The sequence below is a fragment of the Janthinobacterium foliorum genome (assembly GCF_978021625.1).
Map to the genome: position 1 here is coordinate 78,390 of NZ_CDXDQE010000018.1, position 18,322 is coordinate 96,711.

The 18,322-nt window shown below is 65.0% G+C and carries 19 protein-coding genes; 11 read left to right on the plus strand and 8 right to left on the minus strand.

Translation table 11 applies throughout. From position 1 onward, the window contains the following. Window positions 1-9: 9 nt before the first annotated feature. The 5 genes from ACZ92H_RS27290 to ACZ92H_RS27310 are packed head-to-tail and all read left to right on the plus strand — an operon-like array spanning window position 10 to window position 3,766. Window positions 10-681, plus strand: a complete 672-nt coding sequence (locus ACZ92H_RS27290) for a thiol:disulfide interchange protein DsbA/DsbL (RefSeq protein ID WP_131376653.1) — start codon at window positions 10-12, stop codon at window positions 679-681. A 37-nt stretch (window positions 682-718) separates the two neighbouring features. Beyond that, on the plus strand, window positions 719-1,480 hold the full coding sequence (locus tag ACZ92H_RS27295; RefSeq protein WP_465051725.1) for an SDR family oxidoreductase: 762 nt from the start codon (window positions 719-721) through the stop codon (window positions 1,478-1,480). 9 nt (window positions 1,481-1,489) lie between these two features. Then, a complete protein-coding gene (locus tag ACZ92H_RS27300) occupies window positions 1,490-2,284 on the plus strand; it encodes a biotin--[acetyl-CoA-carboxylase] ligase (RefSeq protein WP_465051726.1) in 795 nt (264 codons plus the stop codon). 4 nt (window positions 2,285-2,288) lie between these two features. Beyond that, window positions 2,289-3,065, plus strand: a complete 777-nt coding sequence (locus ACZ92H_RS27305; RefSeq protein ID WP_465051727.1) for a type III pantothenate kinase — start codon at window positions 2,289-2,291, stop codon at window positions 3,063-3,065. Next, window positions 3,059-3,766: an SPOR domain-containing protein gene (locus ACZ92H_RS27310; RefSeq protein WP_465051728.1), complete on the plus strand. Its 708-nt coding sequence runs from the start codon at window positions 3,059-3,061 to the stop codon at window positions 3,764-3,766. The genes ACZ92H_RS27305 and ACZ92H_RS27310 overlap by 7 nt, the downstream gene beginning before the upstream one ends. A gap of 64 nt (window positions 3,767-3,830) precedes the next feature. Here the strand turns inward: ACZ92H_RS27310 and ACZ92H_RS27315 are convergent, their stop codons facing one another. The 6 genes from ACZ92H_RS27315 to ACZ92H_RS27340 form a co-directional block, all read right to left on the minus strand. Beyond that, window positions 3,831-4,871 carry a septal ring lytic transglycosylase RlpA family protein gene (locus ACZ92H_RS27315; protein WP_465051729.1) on the minus strand — a complete coding sequence of 347 codons (1,041 nt, stop codon included), beginning with the start codon at window positions 4,869-4,871 and terminating at the stop codon, window positions 3,831-3,833. Continuing rightward, window positions 4,871-5,986, minus strand: a complete 1,116-nt coding sequence (rodA, locus tag ACZ92H_RS27320; RefSeq protein ID WP_131376671.1) for a rod shape-determining protein RodA — start codon at window positions 5,984-5,986, stop codon at window positions 4,871-4,873. Before rodA ends, ACZ92H_RS27315 begins: the two co-directional genes overlap by 1 nt. Window positions 5,987-6,055: 69 nt before the next feature. Beyond that, window positions 6,056-8,023, minus strand: a complete 1,968-nt coding sequence (mrdA, locus tag ACZ92H_RS27325) for a penicillin-binding protein 2 (RefSeq protein WP_131376673.1) — start codon at window positions 8,021-8,023, stop codon at window positions 6,056-6,058. Between the two features lie 12 nt (window positions 8,024-8,035). Beyond that, the gene (gene mreD, locus ACZ92H_RS27330; protein ID WP_092803667.1) at window positions 8,036-8,548 is read right to left on the minus strand and encodes a rod shape-determining protein MreD; all 513 of its coding nucleotides are present in this window, start codon (window positions 8,546-8,548) and stop codon (window positions 8,036-8,038) included. Continuing rightward, window positions 8,545-9,606 (minus strand): rod shape-determining protein MreC, encoded by a 1,062-nt coding sequence (mreC, locus tag ACZ92H_RS27335; protein ID WP_131376676.1) that lies wholly within the window; start codon window positions 9,604-9,606, stop codon window positions 8,545-8,547. The genes mreD and mreC overlap by 4 nt, the downstream gene beginning before the upstream one ends. A gap of 103 nt (window positions 9,607-9,709) precedes the next feature. After that, a complete protein-coding gene (locus ACZ92H_RS27340; RefSeq protein WP_010393186.1) occupies window positions 9,710-10,753 on the minus strand; it encodes a rod shape-determining protein in 1,044 nt (347 codons plus the stop codon). Between the two features lie 351 nt (window positions 10,754-11,104). On the opposite strand from ACZ92H_RS27340, the gene gatC reads away from it, so the two are divergent. The 6 genes from gatC (at window position 11,105) to ACZ92H_RS27370 (ending at window position 17,484) form a co-directional block, all read left to right on the plus strand. Next, the gene (gene gatC, locus ACZ92H_RS27345) at window positions 11,105-11,407 is read left to right on the plus strand and encodes an Asp-tRNA(Asn)/Glu-tRNA(Gln) amidotransferase subunit GatC (protein WP_131376680.1); all 303 of its coding nucleotides are present in this window, start codon (window positions 11,105-11,107) and stop codon (window positions 11,405-11,407) included. Between the two features lie 129 nt (window positions 11,408-11,536). Next, on the plus strand, window positions 11,537-13,021 hold the full coding sequence (gene gatA, locus ACZ92H_RS27350; RefSeq protein WP_131376683.1) for an Asp-tRNA(Asn)/Glu-tRNA(Gln) amidotransferase subunit GatA: 1,485 nt from the start codon (window positions 11,537-11,539) through the stop codon (window positions 13,019-13,021). 40 nt (window positions 13,022-13,061) lie between these two features. Continuing rightward, window positions 13,062-14,537 (plus strand): Asp-tRNA(Asn)/Glu-tRNA(Gln) amidotransferase subunit GatB, encoded by a 1,476-nt coding sequence (gene gatB, locus ACZ92H_RS27355; protein ID WP_465051744.1) that lies wholly within the window; start codon window positions 13,062-13,064, stop codon window positions 14,535-14,537. Window positions 14,538-14,729: 192 nt separating this feature from the next. Beyond that, window positions 14,730-15,113 (plus strand): BlaI/MecI/CopY family transcriptional regulator, encoded by a 384-nt coding sequence (locus ACZ92H_RS27360; RefSeq protein ID WP_465051730.1) that lies wholly within the window; start codon window positions 14,730-14,732, stop codon window positions 15,111-15,113. Next, complete coding sequence (locus ACZ92H_RS27365; protein WP_465051731.1) at window positions 15,110-16,357, plus strand: M56 family metallopeptidase; 1,248 nt, start codon at window positions 15,110-15,112, stop codon at window positions 16,355-16,357. Before ACZ92H_RS27360 ends, ACZ92H_RS27365 begins: the two co-directional genes overlap by 4 nt. 89 nt (window positions 16,358-16,446) lie before the next feature. Continuing rightward, complete coding sequence (locus ACZ92H_RS27370) at window positions 16,447-17,484, plus strand: oxidoreductase (RefSeq protein ID WP_465051732.1); 1,038 nt, start codon at window positions 16,447-16,449, stop codon at window positions 17,482-17,484. A gap of 6 nt (window positions 17,485-17,490) precedes the next feature. Here the strand turns inward: ACZ92H_RS27370 and ACZ92H_RS27375 are convergent, their stop codons facing one another. Both ACZ92H_RS27375 and ACZ92H_RS27380 read right to left on the minus strand, forming a co-directional pair. Then, window positions 17,491-17,820 carry a hypothetical protein gene (locus ACZ92H_RS27375; RefSeq protein ID WP_465051733.1) on the minus strand — a complete coding sequence of 110 codons (330 nt, stop codon included), beginning with the start codon at window positions 17,818-17,820 and terminating at the stop codon, window positions 17,491-17,493. Then, entirely contained in the window at window positions 17,820-18,284 is a 465-nt protein-coding gene (locus ACZ92H_RS27380) for a carboxypeptidase regulatory-like domain-containing protein (protein ID WP_465051734.1), read from the minus strand. Before ACZ92H_RS27380 ends, ACZ92H_RS27375 begins: the two co-directional genes overlap by 1 nt. Between the last annotated feature and the right edge of the window lie 38 nt (window positions 18,285-18,322).

The window sequence follows — 18,322 nt, forward strand, 5'->3', positions numbered from 1 at the left end:
GGAACCAGCATGCGTTTTCTGAAAAAAGTCTTGTTTGCCGCCGCCCTGTGCGGCATCGCCATGGGCGCGTCGGCTTCGCCGGCCGAGCCAAAGAACGGCGTCGAATACGAAACCCTGGCCACGCCGCAGGCCACGGAGCCGGGCAAGAAGATCGAAGTAACGGAGTTTTTCGCGTATTACTGTCCCCATTGCAACGTGCTCGAGCCGCAGCTGGCGGCCTGGGTCAAGAAACAGGGCGACAATATCGTCTTCAAGCGCGTGCACGTCTCGCGCGACGACAGCGTGGCGCCGCAACAGCGTCTGTTCTTCACCCTGCAAGCCATGGGCCTGCTCGACAAGCTGCATGCCAAGGTGTTCAACGCCATGCACGTGGAGCGCAACCGCCTCAATACCGATGACGCCGTATTCGACTTCGTCGCCAAGCAGGGCGTGGACCGCCAGAAGTTCATCGACACCTACCGTTCCATGGGCATCTCGGCCCGCATGCGCCATGCCGATTCGATGATGCAGGCGTATAACGTCACGTTCTGGCCCATGATCGCCATCGACGGCCGCTACATCACGTCGCCATCGCAAGCGGACCAGGGCAGCAAGTCGGCCAAGAACGAAGAGCAGCTGAACGCCCAGGCGCTCACCGTGATGGACGTGCTGGTCGCGAAAGCCAAAGCGGAAAAGAAATAAGCATGGCCACTTCCCTGGCGCGCCCGGGCATCGCCTGATGCATCGCGTTTTCATCACGGGCGCGTCGAGCGGATTGGGCGCCGCCCTGGCGCTGCAGTACGCGCGCCAGGGCGCCCAACTGGGCTTGCTGGCCCGCCGCGGCGACACCCTGCAAGCACTGATCGCCTCCCTGCCCCATCCTGAGCGCCACCGCGCCTACGCCGTCGACGTGTGCGACCACGCCGCCCTGAAACACGCGGCCGGCGACTTCATCGCGCATGCCGGCGGCATCGACGTCGTCATCGCCAGCGCCGGCGTCTCGTATGGCACCCTGACCGAGCACGCGGAAGACCTCGACGCCTTCGCCCGCTTGATGGCCATCAACGTCACGGCCACCGTCGCCACCTTCGCGCCTTTCATCGCCACCATGCAGCGGCAAGGCAGCGGACGCCTGGTGGGTATCGGCAGCGTGGCCGGCATCCGAGGCCTGCCCGGCGCCGAAGCCTACAGCGCCTCGAAGGCGGCCGTGATCAGCTACTGCGAATCGCTGCGCCTGGAACTCAAGCCGGCCGGCATCCGGGTCGTCACCATCACGCCCGGCTACATCGACACGCCGATGACGCGGCATAACGCCTACCGCATGCCCTTCCTGATGCCGGCCGAGAAATTCGCCGCACGCGCCGCGCGCGCCATCGCCGACGGCGACAGCTACCGCGTGATCCCGTGGCAGATGGGCATCGTCGCCAAGCTGCTGCGCGCGCTGCCCAATGCCGTGTACGACCGGGCCTTCGCCAATGCGCCGCACAAGGCGCGCAACTGAACCATCACCATGACGAAGCACTCAGACTTGAACCGCGCGGCCATCGCCGCCCATTGCGCCACGGGCGCGGCCCACGTGGCCATCGAAGTGGTCGACGAAACCGGCTCGACCAACGCCGACCTGCTGGCGCGCTGCGCCAGCCTGGCCGGACCGACCCTGCGCATCGCCGGCCAGCAGACGGCCGGGCGCGGGCGCGCCGGACGTCCCTGGGTGTCGCAGCCCGATGCCAGCCTGATGTTCTCGCTGGCCTGGCGCTTCAAGGGACCGCTGCACCGGCTGGTCGGCTTGCCGCTGGCCGTCGGCGTGGCGCTGGCCGAGACCATGACGGCGCTGGGCGTGCCGGTGCAGCTGAAATGGCCGAACGACCTGCTCAAGGATGGCCACAAGCTGGCCGGCATCCTCGTCGAGACGCAGCAGGCAGCGGACGGCAGCGTGTGGGCCGTGATCGGCTGCGGCATCAACCTGCTGATGCCCGACGCGCTGGAACAGCAGATCGGACGCAGTGTCTCGGCCGTGCCCTGGCTGGCGCAGATGGAGCGCAACACCCTGGTGGCGGCGCTCCTGAGCCGCCTGGCCGGCGTGCTGGCCGAATTCGACGATACGGGCTTTGCGCCCTTCACGGAGCGCTGGAATGTGCTCCACGCCTGGCAGGGCCGGCACGTGAAAATTCTCGACAACGGCCAGCTGCAGCAGCAGGGCGTGGCGGCGGGCGTGGATGAACTGGGCCGGCTGCTGCTGCGCGGCGACGATGGCCTGCAGCACATCATGTCCGGCGACGTCTCCCTGCGCCTGGCCCAGGAGTAAGCGCATGCTCCTGCTGATCGACGCCGGCAACACGCGCATCAAATGGGCCCTGGCGGCACCGGCCGGCGCGGCCGGCGCCTGGCTGGCCAGCGGCGCCGTGGCGCATGCGCAGCTCGATACCTTGCAGGCGGCGTGGAGCGGCCTGGCCATTTCGGCCGTGCTGCTGTCGAACGTGGCGGGAGCGGCCATCGGCGCGCGCCTGCGCGCGCAGCTGCCCGCCGGCGTGGCGCCGCAGGACATCGCCGCCTTTGCGTCGCTGCCGCATCTGGCCGGCGTGAGGAATCACTACCGCGATCCGTCGCAACTGGGCTGCGACCGCTTTGCCGCCGCCATCGGCGCGCATGCGCTGGCGCCGGGGCAAGCCGTCATCGTCGCCAATTGCGGCACCGCCACCACCATCGACGCCCTCACGGCCGATGGCGTCTTCCTCGGCGGGATGATCTTGCCGGGACTGGGACTGATGGCCAGTTCGCTGGCGCGCAATACGGCGCAATTGCCGCAGATCGCCAGCAGCAGCCCCCTGCCGGCCGGTTTCGCCGACAACACGGACGATGCCATCCTGTCGGGCTGCCTGGCGGCGCAGGCGGGCGCCATCGAACGGGCCGTGCGCATGCACGGCGCCAGCGCCTGCCTGCTGTCGGGTGGCGCGGCGCCACGCATCGCCCCGGCCCTGGCCTTGTCCGTGCCGCTGCACCTGGTGGACAATATCGTCATGCTCGGCCTGCAGGCGGCCGCGCGCGCGCAAGCAGAACCCGGAATGCAAGGAGAACACCGATGCTGAAATTCGTCTTCTGGCTGCTGGCCGGCGTGAACCTGCTGGTGTTTGCCATCGGCCAGGGTTATCTGGGCAGTTTTCGCAGCGAGACGCGCGAACCGGCGCGCCTGAAAAACCAGCTGCAAGCAAACAAGCTCACCTTGCTGACCCAGGAACAGGCCACGGCGCCCACGGCGCCAGCCGCCACCGAAGCAACGGCGGCGCCAGTACCGGCGGTTGCGGCCGCACCGGCGCCGCCACCATCGTACGCATGCACGGAAGTGGGCAATTTCCTGCTGGCCGATGGCCGCCGCTTCGAAGCGCAAGTGGCCGCGCTGGACCTGGGCGACCGCCAGTCGCGCCGCAACGTGGCAGGCCAGGACATCTCGAGCTACATGGTGTACATCCCGCCGCAGGGCAGCAAGGAAGGCGCCGACCGCAAGGCCGGCGAATTGAAGCAGCTGGGCGTGACGAATTACTTCATCATGAATGAAAGCAGCCCGCTGCGCTGGGGCATCTCCCTGGGCGTGTTCAAGTCGGAAAGCGGCGCACAGACGCAGCTGGCATCGCTGAACAAGCAGGGCGTGCACAGCGCCCGCATCGCCCCCCGCTACAGCGCCAGCAAGCAGCTGGCCTACCAGTTCCGCAACCTCGATGCGGCCACGCGCGGGCGCCTGGAAAAGATCAAGGCGCAGTTCCCCGACCAGGATCTGCGCAGCTGCAAATAATCCCCCAGGGCGCCTCTGACAAAAAGGTCACGGCAACAGCGCCATGGCCTTTTTTCAGGCCCGCCTAGCGCTGGATGACGATGGGCTTGATGCCGGTCGACTCGGGCAGGCTGGCCGCCGCCCGCGCCGCATCCGCGCGGCTGGAAAACGGGCCGCCGTACAGGCGGAACAGATTGCCTGCCTGCACTACGCCCAGTGTGCCCAGGGCCGTGTACGGCGCCAGGCGCGCGCGGCCCGTTTCCGCATTGTCGGCGCGCGAGTACGCGCCCAGCTGCAGATAGAAGCCGCTTTCCAGCGCCGCCGGCGCAGGTGCCGCGACCGTCGCGTCGACGGCGACCATTTGCGACGACACGACCGGCTGCACCACCTCGCCAGTTTCCACCGGCGTATCGATGGAGATGGCCACCACCGACGGCACCGGCTTCGGCGCCGCACGGGCCGCCAGGATGGCGTCGATGTCGGCCGGCAGCAGGCGCTCGACCACGACCTGGTGGCTGCCCTTGCCCAGGAAGCCCAGTTTCAGCGCCGCCGTGTACGACACATCGATCACGCGCGTGGCGTGGAACGGCCCGCGGTCGTTGATGCGCACGATCACCTGCTCGCCGCTGTCGATGCTCGTCACGCGCGCATACGAGGGGATCGGCAAGGTCGGATGCGCCGCCGTCATCTTGTACATGTCGTAGATCTCGCCCGACGAAGTGCGCTGGCCATGGAATTTCTTGCCATACCAGGTACCCGTGCCGCGCTGCGTAAACGGCTCGTTGTCGGTGATCGGCGTGTAGGTCTTGCCGAAGACGACGTAGGGACGGTTCGAGCGCGTGGAGTACGGCTCGTTGCGCACTTCGGCATCGGGCACGTCGCGCAGGTTCGGCGGCGGATTGTCGCCCGGGCCGTCATCCTTGTAATAGCCGCCGCGGCCGGAACCGGCGGCCGGCAAGGCGGGCAAGGTGGGGTCCTGGCGCACGGGGACCTTGACCTTGCCGCCGGACGGCAGCGGCACGTTGCCCGAGCCGGACTTCGGCGGCGTGGTGCCGCAGGCCGCCAGGGTCAGCAGGACTGCCAGGCCCAGGCCGCGCATGGCGAAGGTGTCAACAGGCGCCCGCATCAGGTCTGCACCAGTTTGCGGTGGCGCTGAATGCTCATCAGGATGCCGGAGGCGACGCCCAGTGTCAGCAGCGCCGTGCCGCCGTAGCTGAGGAAAGGCAAGGGCACGCCGACCACCGGCAGGATGCCGCTGACCATGCCCATGTTAACAAAGGCGTAAGTAAAGAAAATCATAGTGATCGCTCCTGCCAGCAGGCGAGTGAAAAAGCTGGGGGCATTGGCGGCGATCATCAGCCCCCGTCCCACCAGCAGCAAATACATCAGCATCAGGATCAAGTTGCCCACCAGGCCGAACTCCTCCGAATACACGGCGAAGATGAAGTCGGTGGTGCGCTCCGGAACAAACTCGAGGTGGGCTTGCGTGCCGTGCGTCCAGCCCTTGCCCGTCATGCCGCCGGAACCGATGGCGATGATGGACTGGATGATGTGGAAACCCTTGCCCAGCGGGTCCTTGGTCGGGTCGATCAGCATCATCACGCGGTCGCGCTGGTAATCGTGCAGGTGCGACCAGGCGATCGGCAGATAGCAGCCGACGGCCAGAAACAGGCCAAGCATTACTTTCCACGACAGGCCGGCAAGGAAGATGACGGTGAAGCCGGCTGCCACCACCAGCAGCGCCGTGCCCAGGTCGGGCTGTCGCGCGATCAGGTAGACGGGCGCCAGCAGCAGCACGGCGGCCACGGCGAACGATTTCCAGCGCAGGGCACCCGCATTGTGCTGGAAGAACCAGGCCAGCATCAGCGGCGTGGCGATCTTCAAAAATTCCGAAGGCTGGATATCGATCACGCCGATATGCAGCCAGCGCCGCGCGCCCAGCTTGATGGTGCCGAACAGCGCCACGGCCACCAGCAGCAGCACCGAGACGGTGTACGCCGGCACGGCGATGCGCATCATCATCTGCGGCGTGACATTGGCGGCCAGCCACATGACGAAAAAGCACAGCAGCATGTTGCGCAGATGGTCTTCGATCTTGCCGGGGATGCCGATGCTGGCCGAATACAGGGTCAGCAAGCTGGTACTGAGCAGCATCAGGATGATGAGCATAAGCGGCACGTCAAAGACGGCCAGATAGGGCTTGGCGCGCCGCCACAGCGAGCGCCTCTCGTTAATGGGCATGTGCTTCCTTATTGCCTTGGAGTCCGGCGCGCCGCCATGGCGAGCGCCTGTGTAATAAGAAACGGTTCATTATTGTCTGGCAGGCGCCGGGGCAACCTGCTCGTCCGTGATTTCTTCCAGGGTGCGCACTTCGTCGACATCTTCCTTGGGCACCTTGGTGGTGTCCTTTTCCTTGTCGCTCGGGCGCTTGCCCAGCAGGTAGTAGTCGAGCGCCTTGCGCGCGATCGGCGCGGCGACGCCAGCGCCGAAGCCGGCGTTTTCCACCACGATGGCAATCGCGATGCGCGGCTTGTCGGCCGGAGCGAACGCCGTGAACAGGGCGTTGTCGCGCAGGCGCTCGGCCAGCAGCTTGGCATTGTACTTCTCGTTTTTCTTGATGCCCACCACCTGCGCCGTGCCCGTCTTGCCGCCCACCGTGTACTGCACGCCGGCGAAGATGCGCGCGGCCGTGCCGCCCTGCTCGCTGGTCACGCCCACCATGGCGCGCTTGATGGTGTCGATGTTTTCCTGCTTGAGCGGGATGCGGTAGCTTTCCTTCGGCACCGTCAGGGTGCGCGCGCGCGTATTGGCGTCTTCGATGATCTTCACCAGATGCGGCTTCATCACCACGCCGTTATTGGCCAGGTTGGCCGTCGCGTGGGCGATCTGCAGCGGCGTGTACGAGTTGTAGCCGGAGCCGTTACTCACGGAAATCGTGTCGCCGCCCACCCATTTCTTCTGCTGCGGCGTCTTGAAGCGGTTGCGCTTCCATTCCGTCGACGGCAGCACGCCCGTCTTCTCGTTATTCAGGTCGATGCCCGTCAGCTGGCCGAAACCGAACGGCTTCATGAAGTCGTGGATGGCGTCGATGCCCATGTCGCGCCCCAGCTGGTAGTAATAGGTGTTGCACGAGACGACGATGGACTTGTGCATGTCGACCGTGCCGTGGCCGCCCACTTTATCGTCGCGGAAGGTGTGGCCGCCGAGGATGAAGAAGCCGGGATCGGAAATCGACTGGCTCGGCGTGCGCTTGCCCAGTTCCAGCGCGGCCAGCGCCATGAAGGGTTTGAAGGTCGAGCCGGGCGCGTAGGTGCCGGACAGGGGACGGTTGACCATCGGCCGGTCCAGCGAGGTATTGAGTTCGTTCCAGCTTTGCTGATCGATGCCGTCGACGAACAGGTTGGGGTCGTAGCCGGGCTTGGAAACGTAGGCCAGGATGTCGCCCGTGGCCGGGTCGATCGCCACGGCCGCGCCGCGCCATTCGCCGAACGCTTCCTCGACCACCTTCTGCAATTCGATGTCGATCGACAGGATCAGGTTATTGCCGGGCGTGGCCGCCGTGCGCGACAGGGTGCGCATGGCCCGCCCGCCGGCCGATACTTCCACCTCTTCATAGCCGGTGGTGCCGTGCAGCTGCTTCTCGTAGCTTTTTTCCAGGCCTTCCTTGCCGATATGGTCGGTGCCGTTGTAGTTGGCCGCGTCCTCGCCCTCTTCCAGCGCCTTGGCTTCGTTGCGGTTGATGCGGCCGATGAAGCCCACCACGTGCGACGCCACTTCGCCCATCGGATACTGGCGGAACAGGCGCGCCTGCACCTCCACGCCGGGGAAGCGGAAGCGCTGCGCCGTGAAGCGCGCCACTTCCTCGTCCGTCAGGCGCGTGCGCAGCGGCACGCTGACGAAATTCTTCGACTCTTCCAGCAGCTTCTTGAAGCGGCGGCGGTCCTTGATGTCGACCTGGATCAGGGTCGACAGCTCGTCGATCACGGAATCGAGGCTGGCACTGAGCTTCGACGGCGTGATTTCCAGCGTGTAGGCCGAGTAATTGCGCGCCAGGACCACGCCATTGCGGTCGAGGATCAGGCCGCGCGTGGGCACGATGGGCACGACGGCGATGCGGTTGTCCTCGGCCTTGGTGGCGTAGTCCTCGTGCTTGATTACCTGCAGCCAGATGAAGCGCGCCAACAGCAGCGAAAAGCAGATGAAGACGAGTCCGCCCAGCACGGTCAGGCGCATGCGGAAAAAATGCAGTTCGCGCTCGGTATTCTGAAGTTCAGTCATCGCGGGCGCTCGTCAGATCGGGCGGTTGTGGTCGCGGTCCACGGCGCGGCGCTGCGGCGCCAGCAGGATCCAGGTGACGATGGGCCACAGGGCAACCGCGACGAAACTCTCGATGAAGTTGAGCCAGCCGGGGAAGCGGCCCGAGACAATCAGGCGCGTCAGCAGTTGCAGCGCCTGCGTCAGCAGCAGCAGGGGCAGCACGTGCAGCGCCTGCGTCATGACGGGGAACCATAGCACGCGGCGATGCATCATGATGGCGAAGTACGACAGCAAGGTGTAGGCCAGGGCGTTCTCGCCCAGCAGGGTCGAGTCGTGCACGTCCATCATCAGGCCCATGAAAAACGCCACGCCGATGCCCACCTTGCGCGGCTGGTGTATGCCCCAGAAGACCAGCACCAGCGCGACGAAATCGGGCACGCCGACGAAATGCCCCCAGGGCAGCAAATTGAGCAAAAAGGCGCACAGCAGGGAAAAACCGATGAAAAGGGGGCTGACGGGCAGCAGGATGTAATGCGGGCGGTTCATCGTGTCGCCTCCTTCGGCGGCACGGCGGCCGGCGCCGCTGCGGGTTTCGCGGCGGGCGTGGCCGCAGGCGCGGTGGCGGCCGGCGCTTTCGCCGCCGGTGCTGGCGCGTGAGCGGCCGGCGCTGGCGCCGTGGCCGGGTCCTTGGCGGGATCCTTGATCGGCGCCATCTTGCCGGCGATCTTGCGGCCCGTCTTGATATCTTCGGCGGGCGGGCGTGGCGGTATGTCGGGCGACGTCATCAAGATAAGCAGTTGGGTATTGCGTTCAATGCCGGCCAGCGGCTGGCACACGACGCGGCCGAACGGGCCGTGCGCATTGCGTTCGACCAGGGTCACGCGCGCCACGGCCAGGCCGGCGGGATACAGGCCGTCCAGGCCCGAGGTAATGACGATGTCGCCGATCTGGATGTCGGCGCTGGGCGCCGTGAAACGCAGCTCCATGGTGCCGGACTTGCCGCGGCCGATGGCCACGCTGCGCACGCCATTGCGCAGCAGCTGCACGGGAATGGCCTGCTCTTCATCCGTCAGCAGGGTCACTTCGGAGGTGAACGGGAACACGCGCGTGACCTGTCCCACCACGCCGAGGTTGTCGATCACGGGCCGGCCCAGTTCGACGCCGTTCTGGATGCCGCGGTCGAGCACGATCTTGCGCGTAGCCGAATCGCGCGTGTCGTACAGCACTTCGGCCATCATGGTCTTGACGGGCACGCGCTCGCGCGCTTCCATCAATTTACGCAAATGGTTGTTTTCAACGATGTTGAGCTGCGCCTGCTGCAGGATCTGCGCCGAGGCGATCTGTTCCTGTTTCAGGTCGCGCACCTGTTTTTCCAGCGCGGACAGGGAAGAGAAGTAATTGCCGACGCCTTGCGCCACGTCGCGCGGCACCAGGGCCGCCATCTGCACCGGATACAGCACGGTGCCGACTGCCTGGCGCACGGCCGTCAGCGCGTGCATGCGCGAATCGACCAGCAGCAGGGCGATAGAAATGCCGGCGAACACCATCATCTTGACGCGGGCGGAGGCGCCTTGTTTGAAAAGTGGCGGAGGACTGTATTCCATGACATCCAATAATCAGGCGCAGTGCGCCAACGTACAGGCCCCGGTCAAACGCCGGTGCCAAAACCAAAAAAAGGCCGGAGTGGTTTCCGGCCCTTCTGTCAGATTATTCGTAGGAGAAGATCGAGCCGAGCTTGTCCATACGTTCCAGTGCCATCCCGGAACCGCGCACCACGCAGGTGAGCGGGTCCTCGGCCACCAGCACCGGCAGTCCGGTTTCCTCCATCAGCAGGCGGTCCAGGTCGCGCAGCAGCGCGCCGCCGCCCGTCAGCATCATGCCTTTTTCGGCGATGTCGGCGCCCAGTTCCGGCGGCGTCTGTTCCAGCGCGTTTTTCACGGCCGAGACGATGTTGTTCAGCGGGTCGGTCAGCGCTTCGAGGATCTCGTTGCTGGAAATGGTGAACGAGCGCGGGATGCCTTCGGACAGGTTGCGGCCCTTGACTTCCATTTCTTTCACTTCCGAGCCCGGGAACGCCGAACCGATGGCCTTCTTGATGGCTTCGGCCGTCTGTTCGCCGATCAGCATGCCGTAATTGCGGCGGATGTAGTTGACGATGGCTTCATCGAACTTGTCGCCGCCGACGCGCACGGAACCCTTGTAGACCATGCCGCCCAGCGAGATGATGCCCACTTCCGTGGTGCCGCCGCCGATGTCGACCACCATCGAGCCGGTCGCTTCCGACACGGGCAGGCCCGCGCCGATGGCCGCGGCCATCGGTTCTTCGATCAGGTACACCTGCGAGGCGCCGGCGCCCAGGGCCGATTCGCGGATCGCGCGGCGCTCGACCTGGGTCGAACCGCAAGGCACGCAAATGATGATGCGCGGCGACGGACGGAAGAATTTCGAGTCGTGCACCATGCGGATGAATTGCTTGAGCATCTGCTCGGTCACGGTGAAGTCGGCGATCACGCCATCTTTCATCGGACGAATCGCTTCAATATTGCCCGGCACCTTGCCCAGCATCTGCTTGGCTTCCTTGCCGACTGCCTGAATGGTCTTCTTGCCATTCGGACCGCCTTCCTGGCGGATGGCGACGACGGAGGGCTCGTCCAGGACGATACCGAGGCCGCGTACATAAATAAGGGTGTTGGCCGTGCCCAAGTCAATGGCCAGATCGGTGGAGATATACCTGCGTAAAAAACCAAACATGAGTGTCCTGTAGCGCATCGAGCTGCGCAAAAGCTGTTTATGGGGAGTTTCAAAGCGGGCGCTTTCAGGCACCCTGAAAATCCATGACGGCGATTTTTCCGGGTTTCGCTTGGCGCTTGCGCAATCTTTTCTATGCTGCGGCAGCAGTCCATCAGCGCCGGCAACGCATTAACCCGCCATTCTACCTTATAATTTGAATGCGATTTGCTCAAAAACCATGGAAAAGTGCGACTCTTGCAGCCGCGAGTTACGCGGCATTCCTCGGTTTTTGTGAGCAAAAGAGCAGTAAATACCCGCGTTTTATCAAAACGCCAACTTAATACTAATGCGCGGCACTCCGCGCCATTCGCCATGTCCCTGACACTATCCGACGTAAAACGCATCGCCCATCTGGCGCAACTTGAAATGGCCGACGACCAGGCCGTCTATGCGCTGGAGCAATTGAACAAGATTTTCGCCCTGGCCGAGCAAATGCAAGCCGTCAATACCGATGGCGTGGCTCCCCTGAGCCACCCGCTGGCTGCCCATATGGACAATATCGCCCTGCGCCTGCGCGAGGACGCCGCCACCGAGCCGAACCGCCGTGACGACTACCAGGCCGTGGCGCCGAAAGTCCAGGATGGACTCTATCTCGTGCCAAAAGTGATCGAATAACTGGCACCTGACATCAGCTGCTGCGCGTCGCGATGTGCAGCTTCCGATGCTCGCTACGCTTCTGTCAGGCGCTAGAACGGCGCAGTGCACGAAAAACAACCCTGCCGAATAGATAAAAATAGAAACGCCATGCATACAAAATCCATCAAACAGCTGTCCACGCTTTTGCAGAACAAGGAAATTTCCGCCGTTGCACTGGCGACGCATTTCCTCGACCGCATCGAAGCGGACACCTCGAACGCCTTTCTGCACGTCGACCGTGCCCTGACCCTGGCGCAAGCTGCCGAGGCCGATGCCCGCATCGCCGCCGGCACGGCCACGCCATTGACGGGCGTGCCGATCGCGCACAAGGACCTGTTCGTCACCAAGGGCTGGCGCACGACGGCCGGCTCGAAGATGCTGGCCAACTACGCCAGTCCGTTTGACGCCACGGTGGTGGAAAAATTCCAGGCGGCCGGCATGGTCACGCTGGGCAAGGTCAACTGCGATGAATTCGCCATGGGTTCCGGCAACGAAAACTCGGCCTTCGGCGCCGTGCAGAATCCCTGGGACAAGACGGCCGTGCCGGGCGGCTCCTCGGGCGGCTCGGCCGCCGCCGTGGCCGCCGGTCTGGCGCCGGCGGCCACCGGCACCGACACGGGCGGCTCGATCCGCCAGCCCGCCGCCTTTTGCGGCATCACCGGCATCAAGCCGACCTATGGACGCGTCTCGCGCTTCGGCATGATCGCCTTTGCCTCGTCGCTGGACCAGGGCGGCCCGATGGCCCGTTCGGCCGAAGACTGCGCCCTGCTGCTGACCGCCATGGCCGGCTTCGACGAACGCGACTCGACCAGCCTGTCGCCGGAACAGGGCGGCGTGGCGGAGGACTTTTCGCGCAGCCTGGATGAACCCCTCACTGGCTTGCGCATCGGCGTGCCGCGCGAGTATTTCGGTGCAGGCCTGGCCAAGGACGTGGAGGCGGCCGTGCGCGGCGCGCTGGCGCAGTATGAAAAGCTGGGCGCCACCCTGGTCGACATCTCGCTGCCGAACACCGCCCTGTCGATTCCCGCCTACTACATGATCGCGCCGGCGGAAGCGTCGTCGAACCTGTCGCGCTACGACGGCGTGCGCTACGGCCACCGCGCTAGCGAGTACAAGGACTTGCAGGACATGTACAAGAAGTCGCGCGCCGAAGGCTTCGGCCCGGAAGTGCAGCGCCGCATCATGGTCGGCACCTACGTGCTGTGCCACGGCTATTACGACGCCTACTACCTGAAGGCGCAAAAGATCCGCCGCCTGATCGCGCAGGACTTCGACGCCGTGCTGAATGGCCCGAACGCCGTCTGCGACGTCATCATGGGCCCTGTCGCGCCGACCGTCGCCTGGGACCTGGGCGACAAGACGGACGACCCGGTGGCGAACTACCTGGCCGACATCTATACCTTGTCGACCAGCCTGGCCGGCCTGCCCGGCATGTCGATCCCGTGCGGTTTCGGCGAAGGCGAGAAAAACGGCAAGCGCCCCGTCGGCCTGCAAATCATCGGCAATTACTTTGGCGAAGCCAGGCTGCTGAACGTGGCCCACCAATTCCAGCAAGTGACGGACTGGCATACGCGCAGCCCGGCCGGTATCTAAATAAGAACACCCGCGCCGCAGCGAGCGGTGCCACCAAAAAATAAGCGAGAACACTATGCAATGGGAAGTCGTCATCGGTCTTGAGAACCACGTGCAGCTCACGACCGAATCCAAAATCTTCAGCGGTTCGCCGATCAAGTACGGCGCCGAAGCCAACACCCAGGCCAGCCCCGTCGACCTGGCCCTGCCGGGCGTGCTGCCCGTGATGAACAAGCAGGCCGTCGACCGCGCGATCCGCTTCGGCCTGGCCGTCGGCGCCACCGTGGCGCCGCACTCGGTCTTCGCGCGCAAGAACTACTTTTATCCGGATTCGCCCAAGGGCTACCAGATCAGCCAGTTCGAGGACCCCGTCGTCATCGGCGGCGCCCTGACCTTCGGCTACGAAAAGGATGGCGAATTCGTCACCAAGACGGTCAACCTGACACGCGCGCACCTGGAAGAGGACGCGGGCAAATCGCTGCACGAAGACTATGCGGGCATGAGCGGCATCGACTTGAACCGCGCCGGCACGCCGCTGCTGGAAATCGTCTCGGAGCCGGAAATCCGCAGCGCCGCCGAAGCCGTGGCCTACGCCAAGGCCCTGCACTCGCTGGTCATGTGGCTGGGCGTGTGCGACGGCAACATGCAGGAAGGCTCCTTCCGCTGCGACGTCAACGTCTCCGTGCGCCCCGTCGGCCAGAAGGAATTCGGCACCCGCTGCGAGATCAAGAACCTGAACTCCTTCCGCTTCATCGAGGAAGCCGTGCACGTGGAAGTGCGCCGCCAGATCGAACTGATCGAAGACGGCGGCAAGGTCGTGCAAGCCACGCGCCTGTACGACCCGGACCGCAAGGAAACGCGCGAAATGCGCAGCAAGGAAGACGCGCAGGACTACCGCTACTTCCCGGACCCGGACCTGCCGCCGCTGGTCATCTCGCAAGCGTGGATCGATACGGTCAAGGCCTCGATGCCGGAACTGCCGGCCGCCATGCGCGCGCGCTTCATCAGCGAATACGCGCTGCCGGAATACGATGCGCTGGTGCTGACGCAGTCGAAAGCCATGGCGACCTATTTCGTCGCCGTGGTGGAGAAGGCCGGCAAGGAAAACGCCAAGGCCGCCGCCAACTGGCTGATGGGCGACGTCTCGTCGACCCTGAACCGCGAAGGCGTGGACCTGGACGACGCCCCCGTCTCCGCCGCGCAGCTGGCCGCCATGCTCAAGCGCATCGCCGATGGCACGATCTCGAACAAGGCGGCGAAAGAAGTCTTCGCCGGCATGTGGGAAGCCAAGTCCAGCGACGAGCACCTGGTCGACGCCGTCATCGACGCCAAGGGTCTGAAGCAGATCTCGGACACGGGCGCACTGGAAGCCATCGTCGATGAAGTGTTGGCGGCCAACGCCAAGTCGGTGGAACAGTACCGCGCCGGCAAGGAAGCGGCCATCAACGCGCTGATCGGCCAGGCCATGAAAGCCTCCAAGGGCAAGGCCAACCCGGCCCAGCTGACGGAATTGCTGAAGGCAAAACTGGCGGGATAACTCCCCTCGTCCCAAAAAAAAGACGCCACGGCGTCTTTTTTTTCGTCTTGACGGATACATGTAAACAGCCTTGTCTAGGCTTCCTGTCGACTCTGACAGGCACCTTTCTGCCATCCTGAAAATTAAAGTATACATTTCTGTCTATAACGATTAATCTAGCCATATTGAAATTCCAGCAAGAGGAAAAGCGACATGGCGAAGAATCCCGACATCCCGAAACCGACGGCAGCCGAACTCGATCTGCTGCAAACACTGTGGCCGCTGGGCGCCGCCACGGCCAAGCAGGTGCACGAGGCGATGGCGCTGACCAAGCCGGCCATCACCTACGGCACCGTGCTGCGCCTGATGCAGATCATGCACGGCAAGGGTTTGCTGATCCGCGATGCAAGCCAGCGCTCGCACGTGTATGCGCCGGCCCAGGCGCAGGACAGCCTGCAGACCAATCTGCTCAGGGAACTGATGCAGAAAGCCTTTGCCGGCTCGGCCAAGGCGCTGGTGCTGGCGGCCCTGCGCACGGGCGTGTCGCGCGCCGAGCGCGAAGAAATTGAAAAAATGCTCAGGGACGAACAGCCATGAACGACTTCGTGCAAGCACTGGGCTGGACCCTGCTGCACTTCCTGTGGCAGGGCATCCTGATCGGCTGCGCCACGGCGCTGGCGCGGGCCGCCTTGCGCAATGCCCGTCCGGAAGCACGTTATGCGGTCGGCTGCGGCGCCCTGCTGGCCTGCCTGTGCTGGCCGCTGGCGGGACTGCTTCTGCGCCTGGCCAGCGGCGATGCGGCCAGCCCGGCGTTTGCCGGCCCCTTGCTCTCCACGACGCTGCTGGCCCCCGGAGGCTTGCCCGACCTGCACACTGCGCTGAGCGTCGTCGTCAGCGTCTGGGCGCTGTGCGCCGCCGTACTGGCCTTGCGCATGGCGCTGGGCATGCTGTGGATAGAACGCAGCGCCCGCCGTACCGGCGCCACGCATCCGGCATGGCAAACGCGCTTGGCGCAGATGGCACAAGCGGCGGGCGTGACGCGGGCCGTGCGGCTGCGCGTGCTCGACGGTATCGCCAGCCCTGTCACGGCCGGCATCTGGCGCCCCGTGGTGCTGGTGCCTGCCTCGCTGATCACGGGCATGCCGGCCGACCTGCTGGCAGCGCTGCTGGCGCATGAACTGGCGCACATCCGGCGCCACGATTACCTGTTCAACCTGCTGCAAAACGCCATCGAGGCGCTGCTGTTCTTCCACCCTGCCGTCTGGTGGATTTCGCGCGGCGTGCGCCTCGAACGAGAACACATTGCAGATGATTTCGCAGCAAGACAACTGGGCGAACCGCGGCGTCTGGCTCTTGCACTCTCGGAACTGGAACGTCTCCAGTTCTCAACCCACCACCTGGCCCAGGCGGCCAACGGAGGAGATCTTATGTCACGTATCAAACGATTGCTGCGCCCCGCACCACAAACCCTGAACTGGAAGGCTGCCGTGCCGCTGCTGGCCCTGGCCGGCGCCTGCTTCGGCATCTACGGCCAGGCCGTCGCCGCGGCCAGCGCACCGGTACTGGAGCGCCGTCCCATCGTCGACTTTGGCGTGTGCGGCAAACCCGTCTACCCTGCCGCATCGCTGCAGGCAAAGGAAGAAGGCACGGTCAACATGTCCTTCGATGTCGATGCGGCTGGCAAGGTCCAGGGGTCGAGCGTGGTCAAAAGCAGCGGCCATGCGGCCCTCGACGAGGCGGCGCGCAGCGGCATTGCGAAGTGCACGTTCAAGCCGGCCCTGGCTGGCGGCAAGCCTGTCAGCGCCAGCGTCAAGGTGCAATACGTCTGGCGTCTGAATTAAAGCATGGACGGCGGCGGCGTTGCTGCAGCGCTGCCGCCGTCCGCTTGCGGGTATGATCATGGATTCCTCCACGCCTCAGTGAACACGCCATGAACAAGATCAAAACCGGCCTGGTCGGCTACGGCTTCGCCGGCTCCACCTTCCACGCTCCCGTCCTCTCCACCATCGCGGCCCTGGAACTGGCCGCCGTGGCCTCCAGCAAGCCTGAACTCGTGCACAAGGATTGGCCGCAAGCGACCGTATATGCGGAACCGGCGCAGCTGTTCGCCGACGCGGCGATCGAGCTGGTGGTCATCGCCGCGCCCAACGAAGCGCATTACAGCCTGGCCCTGGCGGCCCTGCAGGCAGGCAAGCACGTGGTGGTGGACAAGCCCTTCACCATTTCCAGCGCCGAAGCGCAGACCCTGATCGACCTGGCAAAAAAGAACCGGCTGGTGCTCAGCGTGTACCACAACCGGCGCTGGGATGGCGATTTCCTGACGCTCAAGGCATTGCTGGCACAAGGCAGCCTGGGCCGCATCGCCAGCTTCGAATCGCACTTCGACCGCTTCCGCCCCGAGATCCGCCAGCGCTGGCGCGAATCCGCCGCACCCGGTGGCGGCCTGCTGTACGACCTGGGCCCGCACATGCTGGATCAGGCCATGCAGCTGTTCGGCATGCCGGAAAAACTCTTTGCCGACATTGCCCTGCAGCGCGATGGCGCGCAGGCTGCGGATTATGTCCACCTGGTGCTGTACTACGACAGGCTGCGCGTGGTGCTGCAGGCGGGCTGCCTGGTGAAGGCGCCGACGGCGCGCTTCGCCGTGCACGGTGACAAGGGCAGCTTCGTGAAGTTCGGCCTCGATCCGCAGGAAGACGCCTTGAAGGCGGGCGGCAGGCCGGGCCAGCCCGGCTGGGGCGTGGACCCCGTGCGCGGCGCGCTGCACCTGGGCACCCAGCCCGATGGCCACTTCGAGCACCTGGCGATGCAGCCTGGCCGCTACCAGGATTTTTACCAGGGCATGGCCGACGCCATCGGCCACGGTGCGCCAGCGCCGGTGGCGGCAGAGGACGCGGCGGCGACGATACGCCTGATCGAACTGGCCCTGCAAAGCGCCGCCGAAGGCCGCGTGCTGACGGTCAGCTGATTCAGCTCAGTTGATGACGAAGGCCAGCGCCACGGCGCCCAGCGCCAGCATGGCCAGGCCGCAGATGAACACCAGCTCGCCCCACCATTCGTAGCGCAAGCGCGACTGGCCGGGGCGCAGCGACAGGAAAGACAGCACGGCGCTGACGAGAAAGATGAGGGCATCGACGGCCAGCAGCTTGTCGATCACCACGCGCACGTCGCCGCGCGGCGCCAGGTGCCCGATCGACAGCACCGTCATGCACACGCCGATCATCGTTGCCGAGGTGGGCAGGATATGGGCAGACAAACCGCGCGCCGACAAGCCCAGTGCGGGCGCCTTGTCGTCGCCAGGCATCAGGCCTGGCCCTGATTCGTCCCCGCCGGCCAGACCAGTTCCACGCGCGCCGAACTGCCCGCCTTGATCTGCACCTTGCGAGCCAGAGGCTTGCCGGCCAGGGTGGCGCGCAGGCTGTAGCTACCCGGCGGCAATTTCGCCAGCAGGAACGGTCCGCTGGCCGTCGTTTCCAGCACCAGCTCCCCCTTGGCGTCGCGGATCTCCAGCTTCACGTCGGAGGCAAATTCCGCCTTGCCCGGCGCCTGCACGGAAAACACCAGGCTCAATGGCCAATGCCGGCTGGCGCTCTTGATGGCCGTCGATTCATCGAGGCCGATGCCGCCGCTCAGGTACTCCACCATCCCGCTCTTCTGCACGGGCGGCAGTGCGCTGTCGCTTTGCGCGTGGGCGGCGCCGGCAAGCAGGAGCCCCGCCGTGACCATTGCCGCCATCACGCCAGCAATACCGCGTCTGTTTGGTGCCATGTCATTCTCCATCAACTCAGTTGTCTCAAGATAGGAAG

Bases quoted from the DNA above. Each gene is read 5' to 3' on its own strand.
- ACZ92H_RS27290 (WP_131376653.1), top strand. From the start codon at position 10: ATGCGTTTTCTGAAAAAAGTCTTGTTTGCCGCCGCCCTGTGCGGCATC.
- ACZ92H_RS27295 (WP_465051725.1), top strand. From the start codon at position 719: ATGCATCGCGTTTTCATCACGGGCGCGTCGAGCGGATTGGGCGCCGCC.
- ACZ92H_RS27300 (WP_465051726.1), top strand. From the start codon at position 1,490: ATGACGAAGCACTCAGACTTGAACCGCGCGGCCATCGCCGCCCATTGC.
- ACZ92H_RS27305 (WP_465051727.1), top strand. From the start codon at position 2,289: ATGCTCCTGCTGATCGACGCCGGCAACACGCGCATCAAATGGGCCCTG.
- ACZ92H_RS27310 (WP_465051728.1), top strand. From the start codon at position 3,059: ATGCTGAAATTCGTCTTCTGGCTGCTGGCCGGCGTGAACCTGCTGGTG.
- ACZ92H_RS27315 (WP_465051729.1), bottom strand. From the start codon at position 4,871: ATGCGGGCGCCTGTTGACACCTTCGCCATGCGCGGCCTGGGCCTGGCA.
- rodA (WP_131376671.1), bottom strand. From the start codon at position 5,986: ATGCCCATTAACGAGAGGCGCTCGCTGTGGCGGCGCGCCAAGCCCTAT.
- mrdA (WP_131376673.1), bottom strand. From the start codon at position 8,023: ATGACTGAACTTCAGAATACCGAGCGCGAACTGCATTTTTTCCGCATG.
- mreD (WP_092803667.1), bottom strand. From the start codon at position 8,548: ATGAACCGCCCGCATTACATCCTGCTGCCCGTCAGCCCCCTTTTCATC.
- mreC (WP_131376676.1), bottom strand. From the start codon at position 9,606: ATGGAATACAGTCCTCCGCCACTTTTCAAACAAGGCGCCTCCGCCCGC.
- ACZ92H_RS27340 (WP_010393186.1), bottom strand. From the start codon at position 10,753: ATGTTTGGTTTTTTACGCAGGTATATCTCCACCGATCTGGCCATTGAC.
- gatC (WP_131376680.1), top strand. From the start codon at position 11,105: ATGTCCCTGACACTATCCGACGTAAAACGCATCGCCCATCTGGCGCAA.
- gatA (WP_131376683.1), top strand. From the start codon at position 11,537: ATGCATACAAAATCCATCAAACAGCTGTCCACGCTTTTGCAGAACAAG.
- ACZ92H_RS27360 (WP_465051730.1), top strand. From the start codon at position 14,730: ATGGCGAAGAATCCCGACATCCCGAAACCGACGGCAGCCGAACTCGAT.
- ACZ92H_RS27365 (WP_465051731.1), top strand. From the start codon at position 15,110: ATGAACGACTTCGTGCAAGCACTGGGCTGGACCCTGCTGCACTTCCTG.
- ACZ92H_RS27370 (WP_465051732.1), top strand. From the start codon at position 16,447: ATGAACAAGATCAAAACCGGCCTGGTCGGCTACGGCTTCGCCGGCTCC.
- ACZ92H_RS27375 (WP_465051733.1), bottom strand. From the start codon at position 17,820: ATGCCTGGCGACGACAAGGCGCCCGCACTGGGCTTGTCGGCGCGCGGT.
- ACZ92H_RS27380 (WP_465051734.1), bottom strand. From the start codon at position 18,284: ATGGCACCAAACAGACGCGGTATTGCTGGCGTGATGGCGGCAATGGTC.